The organism is Flavobacterium sp. 1, from assembly GCF_002797935.1.
Lineage (GTDB): Bacteria > Bacteroidota > Bacteroidia > Flavobacteriales > Flavobacteriaceae > Flavobacterium.
In genome coordinates, this window is sequence record NZ_PGER01000001.1 from 1,861,655 (window position 1) to 1,886,244 (window position 24,590).

Sequence of the window (24,590 nt, forward strand, 5' to 3'; positions counted from 1 at the left end):
TAGTATTAAAATTGTAAATTAACTCCAAGCATAAACGTTCTTGCTTGCGGATAGATTCCTCTGTCTATTCCAAATACTCCCCCGCCAATTTCAGGATCATATCCAGTATATTTGGTTAATGTAAATAGGTTTTCAGCAGTTAAATACATACGAACTTTATTGGCTCCAATTTTGCTAATCACATCACTTGGTAATGAATATCCTAACTGAACTAATTTTAATCTCAAATAATCTCCTTTTTCAAGATAAAAGTCAGACATTTTACCAAAATTGCCATTGGTGTCATTATTTGTAAGTCTTGGATAATCATTTGATGTTCCTTCTCCTGTCCATCTGCTTAATGCAATAGTCTGATAATTGGCATCACCAACATCTAACCTACGCAATCCTTGAAAAATTTTATTCCCAGCCACGCCTTGGGTAAAAACCATAAAATCGAAATTTTTATAATCTAAATTCAAGGTCAAACCGAAAGTATATTTTGGAATATTACTTCCCAAAAATTGTTTGTCTTTATCATCTATAGAACCACTGCCATCTGTATCAACCCAACGAAAATCTCCCGGGTGTGCATTTGGCTGAATTAAGCCGCCTGAAGTATTTGTATAGGTATTAATTTCTGCTTGGTTTTGAAAAATGCCTGCTGTTTTAAATCCGTAGAAAGAATTGTAGGATTGCCCAACTTGCGTTCTTGTAACCTGTCCTATTGTTGGAAAACCTGCGTCTCCAGTAATATAATCTGAATCAGCAGCGATATAAGTAACTTCGTTTTTCAGGTAAGCTACGCTTCCATTAACCGAGAAATTCACTTCTCCTAATTTCTTTTTATACCCTAATTCAACCTCAATACCTTTATTTTCCATATCAGCAACGTTTCCTGCTGGATTTGTAGCTACCCCAACATATCCCGGAATGTTTATAGGTCGTAAAATTCCAGCAGTTTTTTTCTTGTATAAATCTACCGTAAGATTAAGCGCATTGAAAAATGTAGATTCAAAACCAATATTCGCTTGAGAAGTTTCTTCCCATTTTAAATCAGGATTATCAAGCGTAAGGTTAGCATAGCCACTGGCAATTGCCCCTGTATTTCCAAAAGAATAATTGTAGCCGCCATTAACTAAAGAAAGATATCTGAATTCTCCAATGTTATCATTTCCAACAATCCCATAACCTCCTCTAATTTTCAGTGTATTAAGTACATCGTTTTCTTTCCAAAAATCTTCTTTGGTTACTACCCACCCTAAATTGAATGAAGGAAATACTCCAAATTTATGATTGATTCCAAAACGGCTTGAACCATCTCGACGAACAATTCCAGTGAATAGGTATTTTTCTTTATAATCGTAATTTATACGTGAGAACAAAGAAGTTAATTTATGCTCCGTCAAATCATAAGTACTGCTTTCTCTGTTAGATTGTGGAATATCAAAGTTGAAAGAGGCATCACGATAATTTGTAATAGGCAATCCATACATTTTAGATGTAGATCCACCTCCGATATTATCTACATAAGATCCTTGTCCCAATAAAACTGTCAGGTTATGATTCCCGAATTTATTTGTATAGGTTACTATGTTTTCAATATTCCATGCAAAACTTTTGTTTTGACTTTTACTGAAACTATTTTTAGACACACTATAAGTAGCCCCTAAATAATAAACAGGTGTAAAAATTTGTGAATCCCAATAGCTTAATTTGCCTCCAAGAGTTGATCTCACTTTGATATGCTTGTTTATTGCAGCCTCCAAATAGGTGTTCCCAACAAGATCATCAGATGCACCATAAGCGCCTAATCTAATTTTGGTATAGGCCAAAGGGTTAACCATCCCTTGACCAACTAAACTTGAAATTCCGTAAGGATTTCCATTAGCGTCTCTAATTACAGCATTTCCGCTATATGGAGCTGAATTGGCTTTTATAGGATCCGTTTCAACCAAAGGAGTAATTGGATCCAGGTTGATTGCAGAAATTAATGGTCCATTGGATTCATTATTTGCATCGATGCCAGATGATTTAACATGAGTAAATGCTAATGTTTGTCCAAAAGTGAAAAATTTAGATAATTTATGAGTCGAATTTAAACGAAAACTCTTTTTGTTATATTTCGAATTTTCAGTGGTAACGATTCCTTCCTGATCCTGAATCCCAAAAGAAGCATAAAAAGTTGAAACATCATTTCCTCCACTAATACTTAATTCGTGTGAATAACGCATAGCATTAGTATTAAAAATAGCTTTTTGCCAATCTGTACCAGTACCTAGAGCAGATAAATCCGAAAATAGTACAGGTCCTCCAGTCGCAATTGATTTTTCATTCATTAAAGCACCATATTGTGTTGCATTTAATAAATTCAACGTCTTTTCCGGTGATGAAATTCCTGCGAAACCATTGTAGTTTACAGTCATTTTTCCTGATTTTCCTTTTTTGGTTGTAACCAAGATAACTCCTGATGCAGCACGTGTTCCATAAATGGCAGCTGAAGCGGCATCTTTAAGCACTTCAATGGACTCAATATCCGATTGATTAAGAAATCCAATTCCTCCTGCATCTACAACAACACCATCTACAACCCAAAGTGGGTCGTTACCGGCAAAAGTAGTCACGCCTCTAACCCGAACTGTAGAATTTGAACCAGGCTGACCAGAACTGGCGGCAATGGTAACTCCGGAAACTCTACCCTGCAGTGCTTGTTCTACACGTCCATTAGGAACTTTTTCCAAATCCCTAGCTCTTACGCTTGAAATCGCACCGGTTGTCACACTTTTCTTTTGGGTACCATACCCTACTACTATCACTTCATTTAAATCTTGTGATGCAGGATACATTTTTACCTCCACTGATGTTTGACCATTAACAGCCAAATCAACAGTTTTATAGCCGATAAAACTGATTGACAAAACTCCATTCTTAGGAGCATTAATTTGAAACCTACCATCAAAATCTGTCGCACCTGATAATGACGTTCCTTTTAAAATTATGGTTGCCCCTGAAATAGGCACTCCTTTTTCATCAATTACTTTTCCCTTAACAGTTAGGTCTTGAGCCTGCCCGTAAACTGAGAATAGAATAGATAAAAAGCAAAAAATAAACAATTTTGTTAATTTCATTTTTCTAAATTTTTTGGTTAATTAATTAGTAATTTGACGCAATATTAAAGATGTTTTTTTTGCTATTCGGAATTTTATTGCCAAACAAAACCTTATCAAGTCTAATTTTAAACCAAAACAAAACCTTAGCAAATTATTTTTAAATAATTGATTACCAATGATTTAAAAATAATTTTTATTACAAACTGAATTATATTTTTTCAAAAAGAAACTACATTAGCAAAAAAAGCAATAAATTTATCTGTTGAAATATTTTTTCCCGTAAAAAAGAGGAAATTGACTACTCCAATTTTAAAAAGAAAATATTTTTTCATACAAATCAAATTATTATATCTAAAATTGAGTTATGAGACATATAGAATTAAGTATGATTTTTTTCCTACTCTTTGTAACCACCTTTTTTGGTCAAATCAAAAGTATTGGAGTTCCAGACATTCGAAATTATAAAAGATCTGATTATAAAGGAGGCCCTCAAAACTGGAATATTGAGCAAGATAAAAATGGAAATATTTACTTTGCCAACAATAATGGTCTATTCCAATTTGACGGTGTATCATGGCGAAAGTATGCCCTGCCAAATTCTCCCCTTATTAGATCAGTAAAAATTGATGATTCGGGCAAAATATTTGTTGGAGGCTCTGATGATTTTGGCTATTTCAAACCTAATTCTAAAGGAAAACTGAAATATTTTTCTTTATCTAAAATGGTAAATACAGCTAAAGTCAAATTAACTGGCTTCATTTGGAAGATACATATACATAAAGGGGAAGTTATTTTTCAATCTTTTGAAAGAGCATATATCTATAAAAACAACAAAATTAGATTATTAGAGGCTCCCACAAAGTTCCAATTTTCATTCCTAGTAAATAACCACTTGTATTTTCAAGATAAGACAGCAGGGATAGTAGAGTATAAAAACGGAAAACTATTCCAGCTAAAAAATACCACCATTTTAAATAATACGGAAATCTGGGGTATCTTTCCTATGTCCGAGAACAAGTTGCTCGCCGCTACTTTAAACAAGGGGCTGTTTATTTACAAAAATGATAAAATGATACCATGGGGTACCGAAGCAAATGTTTTCATCAAAAAGAATGGTTCACTTGGAGGCGTAGCTATAAAAGATAAATTCATTGTTCTCAATTCAGTTTTAGACGGAATAATTATTTGTGATTTAAACGGGAAAATTATCCAGCATATTGATCGCACCAAAGGACTCCAGAATAATACCGTGCTAACCTCTTTTATTGACAACAAGAATAATCTTTGGCTTGGTTTAGATAGCGGAATTGCATTTATTAACGAAAACTCTCCCTTTAGCTATTTTGGTTTTAGTTATAATCTAGGTACTGTTTATGGATCAGTCGTTTATAAAGAAAATCTGTATGTGGCAACAAATCAAGGCGTTTTTTATCATCCTTGGAACAAAAACTTCAAAGAAAGTGGTTTTACACTAGTAACAGGAACGACAGGTCAAGCCTGGAATATTAAAGTAATCGAAAACCAATTATTATGTGCACATAACAATGGGGCTTTAGTCATTGAAGGCGGGAAGGTTATAAAAATACTGGATAAAAATGGTTATTTTGGATTTCGAACAATCCCCAGTCAGCCAAAATTTGTCATAGGATCAAATAATAGCAATGGGTTTGCCATATTTGAAAAGACAGCTAATGGTTTAGAATTCAGAAATCAAATTGAAGGCCTTTATAAATCTTCTATATCTTTCGAAATTGACAATGACTATTTATGGCTAAAAAATGATGGATTATTATATCAAATGGCACTGTCTTCAGATTTAAAAAATTTTAAATTCATAAAAACCATTCCTAATTTATCCGTTAATGATAAAGGAGTTGGAACGATTCAGAAAATAAATAACTGTATTTATTTTCAAACAAACAATCATTTTTACAAATATTCAAAAGAACTAGACTTATTTTATGAAGATAAAAAAATGAGTTTGATCTTTAAAGGCATTCCCAAAATTAAAGCACTAACTGAGGATACCAATGGAAACCTCTGGTATGCATTTAATGAATCATTAGGCGAATTAATGAAAAACAGCAACGGCAGCTATACAAATATTGTTGCCCCATTTTCAAACTTGACAGGTAATTTAGTCGATAATTATCTTTCTGTAAATACCATCAATCCCCAAGACATATTTATAGGACTTATAGACGGATTAGCACATTACGATTCCCAATTATTAAGCAATACGGTAAGTAAGCCTATCGTTTATATTCGAAGTTTTGCTTTTTCAGGCGACACAATAATCTTCGGGAACGAGAAAAAAATAGCTGAAAAATATTTAATCCCGTATTCTGCAAATCATGCAAAATTTACATTTTCATCCCCCACTTATGAAAATCTTGAAAATGTTGAATTCTCTTATCAATTAGAAGGTTTTGATGACAAATGGAGTAATTGGTCAACAATTTCATTTAAAGAATATAACTACTTAAGAGAAGGTAATTACAAGATGAAATTAAAAGTAAGAAATAGCTATGGAATTCAATCAGAAGAAACATTTATCCCTTTTACAGTTTCTCCACCATGGTATAGACATTTTTTAGCGTATTTAATTTATATTCTGCTTACAGTTTTATCAATATTTTATATGAGACAAAGAACAAAAATAAAAATAAGAAGGAACAAATATTATGAAACCATTGAGCAAAGAAAACTTTATCTGGAAAAGGAATCAAAAATCAGACAAGAACAATACGAGCTGGAGAAAGAAATTGAAAAACTAAAAAAAGACAAGCTTAAAACTAAGATTTTAGCAAAAGACAAGGAGCTGGTCAATAATTCTTTACAAGCAGTAAAGAAAAACAAAATTCTAAACGGAATCATTTATAAACTAAAAGACATTAATATAGAATCATTTGATGAATCTACTAAATCCCAATTTACTAAATTAAACAGAAGTATTGCAAAAGAGGTAAATACAGATAAAAGCTGGAAGGATTTAGAAAAACACATCAAAAATGTCCACTTTGATTTTTTGAAAAGATTAAAAGAAAAGCATCCGAGAATTTCACCTCGAGAACTAGATTTGTCTACTTATTTGTTAATTAATATGTCAACAAAAGAAATTGCGGAAATCATGAATGTTTCGAGTGGAGGAGTGGAAGTTGCCCGCCACCGTTTAAGAAAAAAAATTGGTCTGGATAAAAATGAAAATCTTGTTAGTTACTTGATGAGTGTATAAAAAATCCGCTTACGCCATATCCTAATTTTACTCACGCTTACAAACGGAACACCATTTGTAAGCGTTACTTTGGTTGCAAAAGTGTGTCAGGCAATATTCAAATTAATACTAAAGGTGCTGCCCAAACCCAGTTCACTTTCAACATTAATACTTCCGTTTTGTGCTTCAATAAATTCTTTGCTGATAGCTAATCCTAATCCAGTTCCAGATTTATTGCTTCCGGGAATTTGGAAATATTTATCGAAGACTTTTGTTTTGTAACGGCTGTCTATGCCTTTGCCAGTATCAATAACCTGAAAGGTAATCTGCTTGTTTTTTTGTTTTAATCTAACAATAATTTTGCTGTTCTCCGAAGAATAGGTAATGGCATTGGTTAAAAAATTAATTAAAACCCAGCTTGTTTTTTCGGTATCCGCTTTTACATTAGGCAAATCTGTTTCAGCATCGATAATTATTTCAATTTGTTTTTGTTCTGCTTTTACTTTAACAGCTTCGGTGGCATAATGAACTATTTCATACGGATTACTTTTTTCAATATTCAACTGTATATTTCCTGTTTCGACCTGTGCCAATTCGAGTAATTCCCCTGTGATTTTTAACAGCCGCTGGCTATCGTCTTTAATACTGTCAATCAAATGTTTTTGCTCTTCATTAATTGTTCCAGTGGTTTTGTTCTCAAGTAATTGCAAACTCATTTTTATGGATGAAATAGGAGTCTTTAATTCGTGAGAAACAGTAGCAATAAAATTTGTTTTGGCAAAATCTAATTCTTTAAAAACAGTGATGTTTCTTAAAATAATAACATCGCCTATAGGAATGGATTGTTCTTCTCCTGTTGGCACTATGGTAATGTTTACGATTTCTTTTTCGAAATAACTTTCTTTACCATCAGCAAAAATCTTCATCGGCTGTGCTTTTATACTATCAGATTCACTATTGATTAGAGATTTTATTAAATCATTTGTCTCTGCTAAAGTAGTCGCTGATTTTCCAATAACTTCTTCTTGACTCCTATTTATTATTTTCAGAGCCTGATTATTAATAAACAAAATGGCGCCCTGATTGTCCAAACCAATAATAGGATCATTCATCTGGTTGATTAAGGTTTCCAATCTTTTCTTTTCAAACAACAATTTATAAAGATTGCTATCATGGTACTCTTCTAATTTCTTTGCCATTGTATTGAAGGATTTTGCCAAATCGCCAAACTCATTATGACTTGTAAAATGCACTCGTTCTGAATAGTTTTTTTTGGCAATTTCTTTGATACTGGCTGTAAGCTCCTTAATTGGATTGGCAATATTATTGGGTAAATTCACTAACAGATTAAAAGCTATAAGAAAGCAAAGCGTACCTGTCATCGCAATCCACATATTAGCCGTTTCTGCGGTATGTTTAGCAATATCACTTTTCTGCTTAATGGCAGACATATTCAACTTCATAATCTCAAATATATCTTGCCGAATTTGGTTTTTTAATCCTTCATCTGTTCTGTTTGTTTTTAAAAGATTAAAAGATTTTTTCAAATTGAGGGTTGCATCATGTTCTCCAACTTCGGTAACATTATTAACTTGCTTATTGAGATTGTTTTCAAATGTAAGTATTGCATTCTCTGCGTTATTATTCATCTCGTCTAATGAAAGCAGCATATTCCGGGAATACTCCAATGTATTATAATTGGCTTTCAGTATGTTTTCAGTGTCTTTTTTTATCGAAAAAATATAAAAAGCACTCACTAACGTTAGGATGATTATCAGTAAAAATAACAATCCTACACTCAGGTTTAATTTAGTTTTAATTTTCATTTTATATATGGAATTACAAAGTCAATTTATGATAAAATTACAAGGTCAATGTTAGATAAAGATAAACTATTCAATAATCGATTAAAAATAGTGGTCGATAATATCACTTTAAACAAACTAAAATGCGGTTTCCCAACACAAACTGTTGTGATTTGTTTTTGCTCCACTATTTTAAGTATGCCATCACTGATATTTTTACTCTCGATTTTAATCACTTCAGCACCTAATTGTGTTGCTAATTTAAAATTATTAATCAAGTGCCGTTGTTTGTCAAGTGCTATTTTATCGGGGCTCTCTTTCGGAGTTTCCACATAAAGAACATACCAGTCACTATTGTAATAGCTGGCCAATCGTGCTGTTTTTCGAATAATTATTTTGGCCGTTTTATCGTTACTGCTAATGCAGGCCAGCAACTTTTCGTGTCGTAAAGCATGATTTTTAGGAACTTCATTTTCTACTTTTCGAACAACCTGGCTTGCAACTTCCCGCAAAGCCAATTCCCGCAATTGCAAAATTTGATCAGACTTAAAAAAATTACTCAAAGCTGTCTGAATTTTGTCGGCTGTATAAATTTTACCTTCTTTCAAGCGATCAATCAAGTCCTCCGAAGTCAAATCAATATTAACTACCTCATCGGCCAACCGCAGCACGTTATCAGGAATTCGCTCTAGAACGTCAACATTGGTGATTCGTTTTACGTCTTCATTTAAACTCTCAATATGCTGAATATTTACGGCAGAAATCACATTGATTCCTGCTTCCAGAATCTCTAAAACATCCTGCCAGCGCTTTTCATTTTTACTGCCTTCAATATTCGTGTGCGCCAATTCATCAACTATTACTACTTCAGGACGCAAATTGATAATCGCCTGCACATCCATTTCTTCGAGCTGTTTTCCTTTGTAAAAAATAGCCCGACGCGGAATTACTGGTAATCCTTCCAACAAATCGTGCGTTTCTTTACGATTGTGTGTTTCGATATACCCAATTTTCACATCAATTCCGTTTTTCAACAGCGTATGTGCTTCCTGTAGCATCCTGAAAGTTTTGCCCACACCGGCACTCATCCCAATATAGACTTTAAACTTTCCTTTGCGTGATTTTTGAATTAAATCCAGAAAGTGCTTGACATTATTTTCTTTTTCGTTATCCATAAATTAAACTAACGGTTGAATCATTTCATTTCAAATAAAACTTTTTTAACCATTAAGAAATTAAGCCTTATTAAACTTAATTCCTTAATGGTTTCCAATAAAGATTTTCTTTTTATTGTCTTTTTATCTTAGATTGATATCGCTAAAGATGTAGTTATGCACACATTACTATTTGTCGGATTATTATCCTTCAAAAAGATTTCATCTTTGCTATTCAAAGTTCGGGCTTCTATTCTAAACATTACATTTTCTACTGGCAAATAATCAAAGTTTGCCGAGAAACCATAAGTTTTAAAACCATTTGGCGTTCCTGTTGGAATAATTACCCCTTTTTCATCTTGGTAATATTCCCCTCTCGCAGCCAATTGAATTTTGTTTGTTGGCTTGTATTGAACGATTGCCGATGGAGTGTACCAAACATCATAATCACTGCTTCTTTTAGCGGATTGCTGCGCTCCAATATCAAAACCTGCGATTACACTTGTTTTATCCGTCAATTTGAATGTTCCATAAAAATCATTAAAATAACGCCATTTCTTATCAATATCCGGTTGTTCATTCCCTACATAAGTGCTCCAGTTTAATGCAACTTTTACCGTTGGTTTAAAAGTCACTTGAGTTCCAAAAGCTGGTGTATGATTACCATCAACTTTCTGAATTCGTTGCCAGCCATTTAAATACATTGCCGCCAAATACCATTTCTCAGATTTTGAAGTGTACCCTATTTTTACTCCAGATTCATAAAAAGGAGTATTATCGGCACCAATACTTCGGGTCAAAGTCATACAGTCTTTCCCAATTGCACTTTCAGAACCAATATGAGACGGCATAACTCCCGCATCAATCCATAGATTGTAATCTTTGGAAATTTTAACGCCTGCATTAGCTTCATAAATATTTTTCAACAAATCTTGTTCTGCTGCCATGTTGTATTGTGCATACGTTCCAGCCATAAGCGCAAAATTGGCTCGAACATTCTCTTTCGCATAATTCACTTTAGCCATGCCTAAATTCAAATTCACTTCATTGGATCGATTATAACTGTAAATAAATCCCGGTTTGGTATGATCATTCGGTTTCCCAAAATCATAACTGTAGTAGATATCTACATAACCAGAGAACGTAATTGGACTTTTAGACTCTACTTGAGCATAAATTGTTGTAAAACCAAAAGCTATTAAAGCAGTAACTAGTATTCTTTTCATTTTATTATTTTTAGGAGCTAATCCCGCTATCATTCCAAATCTTTTGTTTTTTTAAAAGAAAAAACAAAAGGATTTTCCCTTCTATCGGGGCTAGGGCATCACATTTTTTTTGATTTTTTTTTAATTCTTAGCCCTCATTATTTAAAATTGTCATTGATATTGAAATTTGACATTGCTATTTATCTTTATTTCAACTCATCCAGAGCTACATTCAACTCTAAAACATTTACGGTTGAAGTTCCCATTACCGATGGTTTATTGATTTTGGTTTCTACTAATGCTTTTACTTTATCTTCAGAAAGGTTTCTAACTTTTGCCACTCTTTTTACCTGAATCAAAGCGCCTTCCGGTGAAATATTTGGATCCAAGCCACTACCTGAAGCCGTTACCATATCCGATGGAATCTCTGATTTTTTCAAATATGGATGTACAATCAAAAACGTGTCGATTCTTTTTTGTACCAAAGCCAAATAATCTGGATTGCTAGGACCCTTATTGCTTCCAGCACTTCCGGCAGCATTGTAATCCACTGCTGATGGTCGTCCCCAGAAATAATTAGGCTTGTCAAATTTTTGACCAATTTTTTGGTAGCCTACCACTTTTCCATTTACAGAAATGGTTTCTCCTTTCCCTTTATTTGGGGCAAACTGTGCAATTCCTAAAATTGCCATAGTATAAATAACCGAGAATAAAATAACCAATAATGCGGTCAATTTTAATATTGAAAATATGTTTTTCATTTTGTTTGTTTTGTAAACCTAACAGGTTTTTGAAACCTGTTAGGTTTGATTTTACATAAATAAAGCCACTGCCAAATCAATTAATTTAATCCCTATAAAAGGAACAATTATTCCTCCCAAACCGTAAATCAACAGGTTTCTTTTCAAGATCGCACTCGCACCGATTGGTTTATAATCAACTCCTCTCAATGCCAGCGGAATCAATATCGGAATGATAATCGCGTTGAAAATTACCGCTGATAGAATCGCACTTTCCGGGCTGTGCAAGTGCATAATATTCAATCCTTCAAGTGCAGGAATCGCAGTGATGAAAAGTGCAGGAACAATGGCAAAATATTTGGCAACATCATTCGCAATCGAGAACGTGGTAAGCGTTCCTCTGGTCATTAACAATTGTTTTCCAATTTCAATAATTTCAATTAACTTGGTTGGGTCATTGTCAAGATCGACCATATTACCGGCTTCTTTTGCAGCTTGAGTTCCACTGTTCATTGCAACACCAACATCGGCTTGTGCAAGAGCGGGTGCATCATTTGTACCGTCACCCATCATCGCGACAAGTTTACCCATTTGTTGCTCATTCTTGATGTAATTCATTTTATCCTCAGGTTTGGCTTCGGCAATAAAATCATCGACACCGGCTTTTTCGGCAATGAATTTGGCAGTCAAAGGATTGTCACCAGTAACCATCACTGTTTTCACTCCCATTTTTCTTAAACGTTCAAAACGTTCTTTCATTCCGGTTTTGATGATATCCTGCAATTCGATAACACCTTGCACTTGGTTGTTTCTGATAACGACTAAAGGTGTTCCTCCATTCGAAGAAATATCAATTACTTTCTGCGCTATATCTTCCGGGAATGTGTTTCCAGCTTGTTTTACAATATTTTTGGCGGCATCCTGCGCTCCTTTTCGAATATTGGTACCGTCTTTTAAAACAACACCGCTCGTTCTGGTTTCGGCAGTAAATTTGATTAAAGCTGCACCTTCAATAGATAATTTTTTAGCAACAGCTGCACCAGCTAATTCCACAATACTTTTTCCTTCAGGGGTATTATCAGCTAATGAACTTAATACCGCAGATTGAATAAAGTCTTCTTGAGATATTCCATTTGCTGGATAGAAGTTGGTTGCTTTTCTGTTTCCGATAGTGATTGTTCCTGTTTTATCTAATAGTAATACATCAATATCACCAGCGGTTTCCACAGCTTTTCCTGATTTAGTTATGACATTGGCACGTAATGCTCTGTCCATCCCCGCAATGCCTATAGCTGATAATAATCCTCCTATTGTCGTTGGAATCAAACACACAAAAAGTGAAATGAAAGCGGCAATCGTGATTGGTGTATTCGCATAATCCGCAAATGGTTTTAGTGTCACACATACAATCACAAAGATTAAGGTAAACGCAGCCAATAAAATTGTCAATGCAATTTCGTTTGGCGTTTTTTGACGAGAAGCACCTTCAACCAAAGCTATCATTTTATCCAAAAAAGATTCACCGGGTTCTGTAGTAACTCTAACCGTTATTCTGTCGGTTAAAACTTTAGTTCCGCCAGTAACGGAACTTTTATCACCTCCCGCTTCACGAATAACTGGAGCACTTTCACCCGTAATGGCGCTTTCGTCAATAGTTGCTATACCTTCAATAATTTCTCCGTCTGTTGGGATAACATCTCCTGCTTCGCAGAAAAACATATCGTCCTTCTTTAATTGAGAAGAGGAAACCATGACAATTTCATGCGAATAGATTTTGCCTAATTCTATAACTTTCTTTGCAGGTGTTTCTTCACGGGTTTTTCTCAAACTGTCCGCCTGTGCTTTTCCTCTGGCTTCGGCAATTGCTTCGGCAAAATTGGCAAACAAAAGTGTTGCTAACAAAATTAAGAATACAATGAAATTGTAAATAAAACTACCTTGATCCTGTGCGCCAAACAAAATGGCAACACATACAGCAAACATAATAGCAGTACCTATTTCTACGGTAAACATTACCGGATTTTTGAACATTGTTTTTGGATTCAGCTTTACAAAAGACTGCACTAAGGCTTCTTTTACCTGCTTACGTTCAAACAATGAATTGGATTTATTTTTAGTCATTTTTATATTATTTTAATGTAAAATACTCCGCTAAAGGTCCAAGTGCCAATGCTGGAAAGAAAGACAAAGCGGCAATAATCGCGATTACAGCAAAAACCATTACACCAAAAATGGAAGTATCTGTTTTTAAAGTTCCTGCACTTTCTGGAATGTATTTTTTATTGGCTAACAATCCTGCAATCGCTAATGGACCAATTATAGGAATGAAACGGCCCAATAATAGTACAATCCCTGTTGTAATGTTCCAAAATGGATTGTTGTCTCCCAAACCTTCAAAACCAGAACCATTATTGGCTGCACTCGAAGTGTATTCATATAACATTTCAGAAAATCCGTGATGACCAGGATTATTCAGCCAGCCTGTTGCGTTACCGCTAAACCAATACCCCATTGCGGTATCATTTGCGGCAAAATAAGAAGCCAAAGCTGTCCCTGCCAATATCAATAAAGGATGAAGAATGGCAATGATCGCAGCGATTTTTACTTCTCTAGCTTCAATTTTCTTTCCTAAAAACTCCGGTGTTCGTCCCACCATTAAACCTGAAATAAATACTGCCAGAATTATAAAAATATAGAAATTCAGCCATCCTACGCCACAACCTCCATAAAAGGCATTGACCATCATAGCCAATAGCTGCATCGCTCCAGAAACTGGCATTGTACTATCATGCATGCCATTTACCGATCCTGTAGAAATTACCGTTGTGGCGATTTCCCAAAAACTGGTAACTGCAGTCCCAAAACGGATTTCCTTGCCTTCCATGGCACCGGTTGCTTGGGCAATACCCATTCTTTCAATTGCTGGATTTCCGTTAATTTCGCTTATCATTGTTGGTATGACTAGCATTAAGAAACCAACAGTCATAACACCAAAAACGACATAAGAAAATTTCCTTTTGTTAAGGAAAAATCCTAATGCAAAGATCATTGCAAATGGGATGATTAATTGTGCCCACAATTCAACTGCATTGGTAAAATAAGTTGGATTCTCCAAAGGATGTGCCGAATTGGCTCCAAAAAAACCACCGCCATTTGTACCTATATGTTTGATTCCAATAAATGCAGCCGCTGGACCACGGGAAACTTCAACTGTATCACCTTGCAAAGTCACGATTTTATCTTTTCCTTCAAACGTCATTGGAGTGCCGCTAAAGACTAAAACGATAGCAACAAGAGCAGAAAGAGGCAATAAAATACGAGTGCAGCTTTTGATGAAAAAATTATAAAAATTCCCTAATTTATCAGTAGTTTTTTCTCTCATAGCCACAAAAACCATAGCGGCGGCAGCCATACCTGTACCTGCAGAAACAAATTGCAGGAACATTAAAAACAGCTGTCCTAAATAAGAAAGACCTGATTCACCTGAATAATGCTGTAAATTACAGTTCACAACAAATGAAATGGCGGTATTGAATGCCAAATCGGGTGTCATGGATGGGTTTCCATCCGGATTTAGCGGTAAACTTCCTTGAAAAATTAAAACTAAAAAGCATAGAAAAAACCAAACCATGTTTACGCTTAAAAGTGCTTTCAGATGTTGTTTCCAGTTCATTTCTTCAGTGGAATTGATACCGCTGACTTTAAAAATAAATTTTTCAATTGGATTAAAAATTGCGTCAAGCATTGTTTTATCGCCTAAATACACTTTGGCTATATACCTTCCAACAGGAATAGCCAAAACTATCGAGGCGATAAAAATACTGATGACTCCAAAAAATTCTGTGTTCATATTTTTTTGTTAGAAATTAATTTTTTCGACTTTTATAAAAACATAATAAGCATCACAAAGGCTAATGCCCAAGCCGTAATTGCTATTGCTAGTTTTTTAAATTCTGCCTTTTTCATTTTTAAAATTTTTCAGGTTTGATTAATACATAAACCAAATAACCGAATACGGCAAGTGCGATAATAAATAGTGCTGTCATGATTTAGATTTTTTCAAAAAATTCGACGGATTTGAAACAAATCGCAAAAAGCAAAACCCCTAATGCGAGTAAAAGAATAGTGATTATCATATATAATTGTTTAAGTGTTAAAAATGAAAAGTAAAATGTAATAAGTTAGATATGAAATGATTAGTAAGTTACTTTTTTACTTTTCACATTTCACATAAAACATTTCACAATTATACTCCTGAAGTATTGATTTGCTTGATATACTCAGCCTTCAACGATTTTGGAAACAGATTCGAAATACTGCAATGGCGCAGTTCCATAAATGAGGAAACTGAAAAAATATATACATTCGTAATGGCATTTTTTGTTTCGCTGCTTCCAGATTCGAATAATTGTTCGGCTAGTCCCAAACATTTTTTTGCCCGATTTATATTTCCGGTAATGATTGCCGTTTTTGTTATTTCGGCAAAGCGTTCTGCTTTTTCGTAAATCGTTGCTATCTTGTTTTTCATTATTAGTAATGGTTTAATTTGTTCTTCCCCCCTTATGCCAAAAAGTATTCCAAAAAAAGAAAAAAAGCATAAAGCATTGTTTCCTATAACTTTAATACGACCGTGCCAAAAAATAGCATAAAAAAAGCCTATCATTTTGATAGGCTTTTATCAAAACGATACATTTACCTCTCGGTTTATTCCTAATCAAATATTGAGTTTAATACCAAAACCATTGAACTACAATATAAAAATCAGTCGTATAAATTACCCGATCGATGGCGATTTAAAAGTTAATAGTCATAAATTTGGATTAGAAAGTTAAGAGTTGTAAATTAGAAACTATAAAATTTATCTAAAAATTATCTTTTCCTTATAGAATCAATAATAATCACCTAATAGTTTTACAAATGAAAATAAAATTAAACTCAAGAATTGGATTGCTTTTTCTAATGATCATTTCCCTTTCATTAGTGAGTTCGTACTATAATTTTTCGATTAAAAATGATACTGAAAGCATTTTGAAAGCCAATTATAATACACTCGAGTACGCTAGAAACATGCTCCTTTCATTAGACGAAAATAATTCGAATAAAGAAAAAGCAATAGCACAATTTGAAGCCAATCTAACCAAACAAATGGGGAATATTACGGAAGTTGGCGAAGATAAAGCAACTTATACTCTGCAAAATAATTTCGCCTCTTTGAAAAAAAACTGGAATGATGAAACTTTGAAAAGTCAAATTCGTCATGACATATTCGAGATTTTAAAATTAAATACGGTCGCCATCAAAAAGAAGAGTGATATTGTCAAACATACAGCGGAAACCGCTAATTTCTGGATTGCTATTTTAGGAGCATTTTCTTTTTTGATAGCTTTTAATCTTCTGCTCACTTTGCCTAATAGTAGTTCCAATTCAAAAAAAGCTTACCGCAAGGATTAAAGAAATTATATAGCCTAGCAATTTTTACATCAAAAAAGATCATAAAAAGAACCCGCAATGCGACGCTATTCTCTAAACGGTAATTTTCTTACTGAATATTGTATTCGTCCAATTTTCGGTAAAGCGTTGCAACACCTATTTCAAGTAAACGTGCTGCTTCGGCTTTATTCCCTTTGGTATAGTTCAATACTTTTTGAATATGCAGTTTTTCAATACTTTGCATCGAAAACGCCGATAATGTTTTCTTTGAATGGTCAATCTGGTGTTGAATTTCATAAGGCAAAACATCTTGGGTCAAAACATCGTCATTCACTAGGATAACAGAACGCTCAATTACGTTTTTCAATTCACGGACATTACCAGGCCAATGGTAAGTTTCCATTTTAGACATAAAATCAGCATCGATGACCAATGTTTTCTTACTTCCTCTTAATGAAAATTTCTCTATAAAATAATAAGTTAAAGGTGCAATATCCTTTATTCTTTCACGCAAAGGCGGAATTTTAATCTCAAAAATATTCAATCTAAAATACAAATCCGAACGAAAACGGTGTTCATCACTTTCTGTTTTTAAATCGCGATTTGTAGCAGCAATCAACCGAAAATTTGATTTCCTTGGAGTTGTATCGCCAATTTGAATATATTCATTCGTTTCTAAAACTCGCAGTAGTTTGGCCTGTAATTCTAAAGGCATTTCGCCTATTTCGTCCAAAAATAGAGTACCGCCATTAGCTTCTTCGATAAATCCTTTTTTGTCTTTTATAGCTCCTGTAAAAGCCCCTTGCTTGTGTCCAAAGAGTTCGCTCTCTAAAATTTCTTTGCTGAAAGTACTGCAGTTTAAAGCCACGAATGATTTTCCTGCTCGATTGCTGTTTTCGTGGATTGCTTGTGCAAAAACTTCTTTTCCAGTTCCGGTTTCACCAGTTAAAAGTACTGTTGAATCGGTTTTTGCTACTTTTTTGGACAAATCAATGACTTGCTCCAATCCTTTTGATTTCCCAATAATATTGTCAAAAGAATATTTGTCGGAAATTCGTTTTTCAAGTTGTTTTACTTTTTTTTGAAGCAGCACTTTTTCTAATGCTCTGTATAAAAGAGGAATGATTTTATCGTTATCATCGCCTTTGACAATATAATCGAAAGCACCGTTTTTCATTGCTTGAACTCCATCGGAAATTTTGCCAAAAGCAGTCAACAAAATAATTTCTGTAAGCGGAAAACTGGCTTTGATTTTTTGAAGAAAATCTACGCCATTGCCATCGGGAAGTATTACATCACAAAGTATCACATCAATATCATTCTGCTCCAATTTCTTAAAACCTGATTTTAAATCGGGAGCTTCAAAGACATCAAAACCTTCAGATTTTATGATTCGGGCAAGAAGATGGCGTAATTTTTCTTCGTCGTCAATAATGAGGATATTTTTCAAAATGGCTTTTTTGTCAAAAATTTAGATTACAAATTTAAATGTTTTAGCACTGCAAATAAAGTTTTACAATATTAATCTATTTAATCAATTAATATAATTAATCTTTTCAGATTAGTTCAAGATTTGTGATCGGTTGATTAGACATGCTAACAAAAAGCGAACAGCCAGTTAAGAGAAATTAAAATTTATAGGTTGCTTTTTTTCTTCAATAACGAATGATAAAGCACAGGTAATTTCAAGAGTTTAACATATAAGTTTTAAAAAAAATAAGGAATTCGAACTGCAAACTCAACAAACATAAGGAGTTATTGATCAATCAAATCTCTCGATAATTTTGTCAAACCATAAAAAAGCCTGTACAGCCAAAGGCTTACAGACTTTTACAATATACCCGTGAAACCTTATAGGACAAAATTTGAAACTTTTAACGGAATGCTTTTGATTGATTATGATAGTAATAAATTAGAACTTAAAAATGAAAGTTCGATTTTCATTAGAACCACTAAGTAAAACTTCAGAGAAATTTCGATATTTTTTCATTCGATTTCTTTAGCTTGTTTGTATTAAACTTGAAAAAAATTAGCAGCTATCCAGCGTTCTTTCCAACTGCTCCACACTTGTTCAAATTGGACACCATTTTCTTTATAATGAATATGAAACAGTTCTTTTGCTATAGCAATATCTTTTTCCTTTTTCAAAAAATTCAAAAAGTCATATTGCTCTTTATGCAGATCATAAACTGCTAATTTGAATTTGTGCCGCAAAACCACACAATAATTTTCGTTTTCAAAAGGTAAGCCAGGTTGTTTGCCATTTTTAAATTCGGAATAGTATTTTCGTACTGGAAACTGGAATTTAAATAATTCGCATATCGGCACCAATTTCAGTTCCTCTTCTGGTGTACCCATCGTTGCCAATCGGTAATCTTCTTCCGCTTTCGCATCAAAAATAACACCAATAGCATATTCAAATCGAGCCAGTTCAATCATAAAATCAATCCAATCTTCTTTGACTTCTTCTTCGGCATCAGGTCTATTATTTTCAAGATATTCTGCAAAATGAGCTCCTAAAAAAGATAAGTTGTAATTATACGATGGTTTTGAAGCAAGATAATCATCAGCAAAGGCGCAAAAAATAGCCTCCCCCAAGGCATATTCTAATGCGCCGAATTGCTGTGACATGCAATTTCGCAAACGCGCGATATAGCTTCGCTGGTAAATACCCAAATGTTCCTGAGCAGTAAGTTTTTCAGAATGACAAATTATGTCTTCGATTGAAGCTGCGTTTGATGCATTTGAAAGCAAATCATTAGGATTCACTCCTGTTTGCTGGTAAGGATCCAGCAAAAGCTGCTGCATCCACTGTTGAAAATCTTTCAATGGTATTTTTACCGTTTTCTGCATCATTGATACTTATAAAAATTGATTCATCGCAACAATATTCAATGGATTTGAAATTTGTTCTATATCAACAGACAGAACTTCATTTTCAATTCCAATAAATGCTGCATCCATATATTGTTTTGATTTAAGCAATTCGGAATGATACACCTCAAAGGCTGGAATATTACCATCCCACTCCAATAAAACTGATGCTTCGCCTGACAATTGATATGCTAATTGAAACAATTTCCATACTTGATTAGTCACTTCCCTATCGTGTGTATCTATAATATAATTACCACAATTTTGATGACCTGCCAAGTGCATCTGCACTACTTTATCATGTGGAATTCCGTAGATATATTCCACAGGATCAAAATCATTATTAAAAGAAGATACATACACATTGTTTACATCCAAGAGTAATCCGCAACCTGTTTCTTCGGTCATAATTCGTAAAAACTCCCATTCCGGAAGAGTAGAATTATTAAAAGAGGCATAGGTACTTGGATTCTCTACAATCAGTGGCCGTTCTAAATAATCCTGAACCTGCCTGATTCGATTACAAACATGTTTTAATGATTCATCATTTAGCGGAAGCGGTAATAAATCGTGCGAATTGGTTGTTAAAACCCCTGTCCAGCACAAATGATCGCTAATCCAAGCTGGTTTTACTTCGGCTGCCAGTTGTTTTAAACTCTTTAAGTAATCAAAATTTAATGGATCGGTACTTCCAATAGACATCGATACCCCATGCATTACCACGGGATATTGTTCTGCTATCTGATGTAAAATATATCTTGGACGTCCATGTGAATCCATAAAATTTTCAGAAATTACCTCAAACCAATCTACTTCAGGCTTATTTTGAAGTATATGCTCAAAATGCTGACTTCTTAAACCTAAACCCAACCCTAAATTGGGTAATCCAAGTCTAATTGCCATCCTTTTTCGAACAACAATTTGAAATAGTCTCAGGCAGTTTTTTTGCACTCTCTTCCTCCATCTTCAAAACTCTTAGGTCGGCAGCAGTCTTTCTATCGGCAGGATTGTTTATGTAGGAACAAGATCTTGAACCACTTTGTCCACAAGAAGAATAATCTTTACCTGTAGTGCCGCGAACTGTGTTTACATATTCATCGCTTGGTCCGTATTGTTGTGGAGCCACGCCAAATGATTCACCACTTGCTTTCCTTTTTTCTTCGAAACGTACTCTTGCCAATTGCCAAACACTAAGTCCTTTATTAGGTCCTTGTGCCAAAAAACGAGAAGACAAAATAGGCACACCACAACTTCCTTGATAACGGCATTCATTTTCGCCTGGATGGCAAAGTTCTTCGGTAGTTCCAAAAATTCCACAGCCTCCTTGTCCTTTGCAGGCATTTAAAGTGTGGCAGGGATGACCAACAGCTGTTGAACAATCTCCTTTTCCGGCACAATCATTATTGCCTGAATATCCCGCATTCTTGCATGAATTAAGCCCCATGCATACATGAAGCTCTCTTGTTACTAATTCTGACATATTTTTTAATTTTTATTAATGATGGTGTGTATAAGGTGTACCTGGTACTTTTGGCATATCGGCTACAATACTGTGATCCATTCCTACGTCTGGTAAAGACGGAAAATAATTTTCGCTTTTTATTGCCCAACCCCAATTGCCAGGATCTGCTTTAGCCAATTGATCGACCAGATTCATAATTTGCGCTTTAGGTCTTAAGAAACTATTTTCGAACGAAAAAGGTTCAAATGTTAAAGCTCCTTTGTAAGCACGATTCCCTTTGGTATAGGTATAGTAATTTATCTGATTTCCTACACCACTCAAAAGCCAAATCATCGATTTATGAATACCGTACAGGAACAAATCGTATTGCGTACTTTCGTCTTTATAATAACAGGTTTCAATCATTAAAAGGATATAGGCAAAAACCGCATTACCTAATTCTGAACAAAGCGCTAGTGTTTCATTACCCGAAGCTCTATAATCTGCTATTGTTGGATTGGCATCGGTATCATACACGAAGTAGCTGAAAAAATCATCTAAGCCCTGAATATTGCTAAACTTTTCCTGATAATGGCCACCAAGACTATACGCTTCGAGGAATTTGGCAAAGTGTGCCACTTCTTTTCCTGTATCATCATAATCTCCTTCCCAAAACGTAACCTTGCCATCAATGACTTCCATTGGTACAGGCATTTTATTTTCTCCCCAAATCAGAGTATGCTGTTTCTCCTTGCTTCTTCCCTCTCCTTGTTCTACAATTCGTTCCAAAGCCTCAACTGCCGAATAAGCGTCGTACACCCCAACTAGTTCACCACTATCATTGCCATTTGCAAATTGAGGATTGTGCTCTCTGTCATAATGTACGGTATTCATCGAATTTTGAGAATAAAATGGTCTTGGACGTTCTGGATTATCTGGAGGGAGCAATTGTGGCCTATAATTATACGGACCAGGGAAATCCTCTTTTACACACTCAATAATCATTTGATACAAACGCCCAATGGTTTGATAATCAATTGTGTTTAGCAATTGTTTCTCTGCATAAGGATCTACAAACGGTTCAGGACTTTCTATTTGCAAAAAAGTAGTCAGTTGATTCAACGATAATTTTGCCGCATTAATTTGAAATTCAGGAATATGTCCGTCTAATTGTGTTGGAAATGACAGTCCTTTTCCAATCCCCATAAGATCCGGCTCAGTCTGACAAACCGCTTGTTTTACATTGCATGCAAGAGCCAGATGCAGCATTTCTTCGATAACAACGCTCATAATTAAAGCAGCCGATTTATTCGAATAAACCAATATATCCAGTTTCAGTTCTTGCGCCAATTCTTCAATTTCAGCAGCAGTACGTTCTCCCGATTCTGAAAGCTGCCCATGGATTTTAGCGTACAATTTATCTTGATCCTGCGCTCTGTTTATCGAATAATAAGTAGATAAATACGTTGGAATAGTAGCAAGCTCCAACGCAATTGCCTGTTGCATTACCTCTTTGATATTCTCTTTTGTTACCGCATTCGAAAGTGTAAAAAGTTTTTTGGTTTTCATGTGTTAGATTATTATCATTTTGAATTACTCCCAACGGGCTAAATAAATTACTTCGGACAAATAAATGGGTAATATTTTTCATCTATAATGGGTTCGATACCAAAAAAGTCATTCAGAACAGATTCGGCAGTACAAAAAGCACCTTCTACCCACGCCTGATCATTTGAATACGTTTCCCCAACTATAAAAATTTCGCAATCTGTTTTTGGAACAAGTTGTGATGGCTTTCTAATTTTTTGTTGCACATCGCCTAAATTATAGTGTGATTTATAAGCGTGATAACCTGCATTAAAAGGAGGAAGCGACCAGTCCATATACCTCGTTTCTAAAGGTTCAGGTACATAAGAATAATCGGCTTGTGGGCCAAAATGAAGTGACGCCAATTGCGAACGAAGCATTTTTACCATTACAGGCGTGGCTTCTCTTGGTCCTTCGAGTGGCTGGCAATCTCTGGACTCTGGGATTTTGCGTGTTGTTTTTGGACCAAGCTCTAAAGCTTTCCAAAATGTTGCGTATTGAATATCATCATAACTGGCAAGAATACCATATACTTTATCCCCTTTTTCATTTCTGGCATTATCACCAAAATAGACTACTTGTCGGATAGGCATATCTGTAATACTTGGTCCAATGGTATCTAATTCGGCAATAGTTGAGATTTGTTTTTCTTCTTTAAAAGTTAAACGCTCTTGAATTGCGTTTTCTACAGCAGCTATAAAACTGGCTTTATCATTAAAGGTATTAGCTATAATAACCGGATTTTTTGCCTTTTCTATTTCTTTGAGATATTTAGATGGAAAATTTTCTTTTTTTAATTTAGCTATTCCTTCTTGTGTTAAGAAGTAACTTGTTAGCTTAGCAGGATAAGCTGGACTTCCATCCAGGGTTTCTCTCCACCACGGAGTCTTGAAAAACATACCTACTTTGTATGAAGGTTCCATAAGTACAGACTCTAAATAAAGCTGCACTTTTTCGTGGTTTAACACATCAAAACCTTCTTTGTCGCTATATCTGGATGCTTGTGCCACTAATTCTATGGCCGCTCTTGGCATGGCAAGAAATGCTGCATGACATGTTTTACTTTCTGCAAGCGTATCAGGAGCATGGCGTGTTGCTGTTGTAAAAAGTATTTCTGCCTTGGTATGCAAAATGGAACGCAACCGGGTATTTGGAAAATAATTCAGCGTGATTCCTTTTTCTTTTGCCAATCTTTCAACTTCTTCAAATAAGCTGTCAAATAAGCTGGAATATCCTTTTATTAAAGTTTTGTATTCCGTTCCCGGAAGAAACTCATCATTGACATTAAACGACTGGGCACTATTGCTGTTTACTACGTTTGAACTATAGCCATTACCGTCGGATAAATAACTAAATCCTTCTTGTCCAAGTATATCGTAGCCTAGATTCCAATACCCAATCTCCTTTAGCAAGTCTCCTTTTTTAAAGATAGAACTGTCAGGCATTTCAATATTGATTTTCCCTTCTTCATAAAATTTGCACCATTCTCTTCGGGTGGTTGGCCCTTTTGTTGCTGTGATTGCTACAGATTGTATGGTTGTAAAACCATCATCTGGCGGAGCATCCTCAGCATAATTGTTTGCGAAATATGGTGCAGGCTGGTTAGAAGTAATATCTGAGATGTACATGTTTTTAGAACGCAAAGACATTAATGGATCTCCGGATTCATTAAATGGAATTGAATCTTTCTTTAGATCCAGTTTTTCTATTGCTTTAGTCACTAAACGATGCCCTGGTCCCTTAGGAGTGCCATCCCAATACAAATATCTCATACCGCCCAATTCCAAATACGAATTGTCTTTATCGTTTTTATAATGCCAGGTACAAACACGTGCGCCTGGTTCTCTGGTGCCTGGGTTTTTTTTAGAAAAATCATATTTACCCCAGTCGTAAAGTTCCAGCACGTCACCTTTAACAAGCATTTTTTCATTTTTTTCCTGTTTGGATTTTCCTTCAAGCAATCTCCAGGCAGTATAGAGTCCGGCTGCACCTGCTCCAAAAATAGAATACGTTTTCTTAGTCATGATTGTATGTTTTTAAAATTTTTATTC

17 protein-coding genes are annotated in these 24,590 nt (G+C 34.7%); 2 read left to right on the top strand and 15 right to left on the bottom strand.

Annotated elements, in window-relative coordinates; translation table 11 throughout:
• Window positions 1-5 precede the first annotated feature (5 nt).
• Window positions 6-3,107, bottom strand: a complete 3,102-nt coding sequence (locus CLU83_RS07550; RefSeq protein ID WP_100431041.1) for a TonB-dependent receptor — start codon at window positions 3,105-3,107, stop codon at window positions 6-8.
• A 346-nt stretch (window positions 3,108-3,453) separates the two neighbouring features.
• Between CLU83_RS07550 and CLU83_RS07555 the strand changes: the two genes are divergently transcribed.
• Window positions 3,454-6,324, top strand: a complete 2,871-nt coding sequence (locus CLU83_RS07555) for a triple tyrosine motif-containing protein (RefSeq protein ID WP_100431042.1) — start codon at window positions 3,454-3,456, stop codon at window positions 6,322-6,324.
• A gap of 86 nt (window positions 6,325-6,410) precedes the next feature.
• On the opposite strand, the gene CLU83_RS07560 is transcribed toward CLU83_RS07555, so the two are convergent.
• The 8 genes from CLU83_RS07560 to CLU83_RS07595 form a co-directional block, all read right to left on the bottom strand.
• Window positions 6,411-8,129: an ATP-binding protein gene (locus tag CLU83_RS07560; RefSeq protein WP_100431043.1), complete on the bottom strand. Its 1,719-nt coding sequence runs from the start codon at window positions 8,127-8,129 to the stop codon at window positions 6,411-6,413.
• A 26-nt stretch (window positions 8,130-8,155) separates the two neighbouring features.
• Complete coding sequence (locus CLU83_RS07565) at window positions 8,156-9,283, bottom strand: histidine kinase (protein ID WP_100431044.1); 1,128 nt, start codon at window positions 9,281-9,283, stop codon at window positions 8,156-8,158.
• Window positions 9,284-9,411: 128 nt separating this feature from the next.
• The gene (locus CLU83_RS07570; protein ID WP_100433660.1) at window positions 9,412-10,488 is read right to left on the bottom strand and encodes a porin; all 1,077 of its coding nucleotides are present in this window, start codon (window positions 10,486-10,488) and stop codon (window positions 9,412-9,414) included.
• Between the two features lie 185 nt (window positions 10,489-10,673).
• On the bottom strand, window positions 10,674-11,228 hold the full coding sequence (locus tag CLU83_RS07575) for a K(+)-transporting ATPase subunit C (protein ID WP_100431045.1): 555 nt from the start codon (window positions 11,226-11,228) through the stop codon (window positions 10,674-10,676).
• A 51-nt stretch (window positions 11,229-11,279) separates the two neighbouring features.
• Window positions 11,280-13,328 (bottom strand): potassium-transporting ATPase subunit KdpB, encoded by a 2,049-nt coding sequence (gene kdpB / locus CLU83_RS07580; RefSeq protein ID WP_100431046.1) that lies wholly within the window; start codon window positions 13,326-13,328, stop codon window positions 11,280-11,282.
• A 7-nt stretch (window positions 13,329-13,335) separates the two neighbouring features.
• Entirely contained in the window at window positions 13,336-15,057 is a 1,722-nt protein-coding gene (kdpA, locus tag CLU83_RS07585; protein WP_100431047.1) for a potassium-transporting ATPase subunit KdpA, read from the bottom strand.
• Between the two features lie 118 nt (window positions 15,058-15,175).
• Entirely contained in the window at window positions 15,176-15,253 is a 78-nt protein-coding gene (gene kdpF / locus CLU83_RS22810) for a K(+)-transporting ATPase subunit F (RefSeq protein ID WP_016362011.1), read from the bottom strand.
• Window positions 15,254-15,453: 200 nt separating this feature from the next.
• Window positions 15,454-15,735, bottom strand: a complete 282-nt coding sequence (locus CLU83_RS07595; protein ID WP_100433661.1) for a hypothetical protein — start codon at window positions 15,733-15,735, stop codon at window positions 15,454-15,456.
• 389 nt (window positions 15,736-16,124) lie between these two features.
• Between CLU83_RS07595 and CLU83_RS07600 the strand changes: the two genes are divergently transcribed.
• A complete protein-coding gene (locus CLU83_RS07600) occupies window positions 16,125-16,658 on the top strand; it encodes a hypothetical protein (protein ID WP_100431048.1) in 534 nt (177 codons plus the stop codon).
• Between the two features lie 88 nt (window positions 16,659-16,746).
• Here the strand turns inward: CLU83_RS07600 and CLU83_RS07605 are convergent, their stop codons facing one another.
• The 6 genes from CLU83_RS07605 to CLU83_RS07630 form a co-directional block, all read right to left on the bottom strand.
• A complete protein-coding gene (locus CLU83_RS07605) occupies window positions 16,747-18,090 on the bottom strand; it encodes a sigma-54 dependent transcriptional regulator (protein ID WP_198512343.1) in 1,344 nt (447 codons plus the stop codon).
• Window positions 18,091-18,650: 560 nt separating this feature from the next.
• Window positions 18,651-19,493, bottom strand: coding sequence for a DNA-binding domain-containing protein (locus tag CLU83_RS07610; RefSeq protein WP_100431050.1), 843 nt, complete (start codon window positions 19,491-19,493; stop codon window positions 18,651-18,653).
• A gap of 6 nt (window positions 19,494-19,499) precedes the next feature.
• Window positions 19,500-20,414, bottom strand: a complete 915-nt coding sequence (locus CLU83_RS07615; protein ID WP_100431051.1) for a DUF692 domain-containing protein — start codon at window positions 20,412-20,414, stop codon at window positions 19,500-19,502.
• The gene (locus CLU83_RS07620) at window positions 20,404-20,991 is read right to left on the bottom strand and encodes a hypothetical protein (RefSeq protein ID WP_157802030.1); all 588 of its coding nucleotides are present in this window, start codon (window positions 20,989-20,991) and stop codon (window positions 20,404-20,406) included. The genes CLU83_RS07615 and CLU83_RS07620 overlap by 11 nt, the downstream gene beginning before the upstream one ends.
• A 15-nt stretch (window positions 20,992-21,006) precedes the next feature.
• Complete coding sequence (locus CLU83_RS07625; protein ID WP_100431053.1) at window positions 21,007-22,521, bottom strand: ferritin-like domain-containing protein; 1,515 nt, start codon at window positions 22,519-22,521, stop codon at window positions 21,007-21,009.
• A gap of 47 nt (window positions 22,522-22,568) precedes the next feature.
• Window positions 22,569-24,563, bottom strand: coding sequence for a hypothetical protein (locus tag CLU83_RS07630; protein ID WP_100431054.1), 1,995 nt, complete (start codon window positions 24,561-24,563; stop codon window positions 22,569-22,571).
• Between the last annotated feature and the right edge of the window lie 27 nt (window positions 24,564-24,590).

Coding starts and splice junctions, on each gene's coding strand:
- CLU83_RS07550 (WP_100431041.1), bottom strand. CDS start 3,107: ATGAAATTAACAAAATTGTTTATTTTTTGCTTTTTATCTATTCTATTC.
- CLU83_RS07555 (WP_100431042.1), top strand. CDS start 3,454: ATGAGACATATAGAATTAAGTATGATTTTTTTCCTACTCTTTGTAACC.
- CLU83_RS07560 (WP_100431043.1), bottom strand. CDS start 8,129: ATGAAAATTAAAACTAAATTAAACCTGAGTGTAGGATTGTTATTTTTA.
- CLU83_RS07565 (WP_100431044.1), bottom strand. CDS start 9,283: ATGGATAACGAAAAAGAAAATAATGTCAAGCACTTTCTGGATTTAATT.
- CLU83_RS07570 (WP_100433660.1), bottom strand. CDS start 10,488: ATGAAAAGAATACTAGTTACTGCTTTAATAGCTTTTGGTTTTACAACA.
- CLU83_RS07575 (WP_100431045.1), bottom strand. CDS start 11,228: ATGAAAAACATATTTTCAATATTAAAATTGACCGCATTATTGGTTATT.
- kdpB (WP_100431046.1), bottom strand. CDS start 13,328: ATGACTAAAAATAAATCCAATTCATTGTTTGAACGTAAGCAGGTAAAA.
- kdpA (WP_100431047.1), bottom strand. CDS start 15,057: ATGAACACAGAATTTTTTGGAGTCATCAGTATTTTTATCGCCTCGATA.
- kdpF (WP_016362011.1), bottom strand. CDS start 15,253: ATGACAGCACTATTTATTATCGCACTTGCCGTATTCGGTTATTTGGTT.
- CLU83_RS07595 (WP_100433661.1), bottom strand. CDS start 15,735: ATGAAAAACAAGATAGCAACGATTTACGAAAAAGCAGAACGCTTTGCC.
- CLU83_RS07600 (WP_100431048.1), top strand. CDS start 16,125: ATGAAAATAAAATTAAACTCAAGAATTGGATTGCTTTTTCTAATGATC.
- CLU83_RS07610 (WP_100431050.1), bottom strand. CDS start 19,493: ATGATGCAGAAAACGGTAAAAATACCATTGAAAGATTTTCAACAGTGG.
- CLU83_RS07615 (WP_100431051.1), bottom strand. CDS start 20,414: ATGGCAATTAGACTTGGATTACCCAATTTAGGGTTGGGTTTAGGTTTA.
- CLU83_RS07620 (WP_157802030.1), bottom strand. CDS start 20,991: ATGTCAGAATTAGTAACAAGAGAGCTTCATGTATGCATGGGGCTTAAT.
- CLU83_RS07625 (WP_100431053.1), bottom strand. CDS start 22,521: ATGAAAACCAAAAAACTTTTTACACTTTCGAATGCGGTAACAAAAGAG.
- CLU83_RS07630 (WP_100431054.1), bottom strand. CDS start 24,563: ATGACTAAGAAAACGTATTCTATTTTTGGAGCAGGTGCAGCCGGACTC.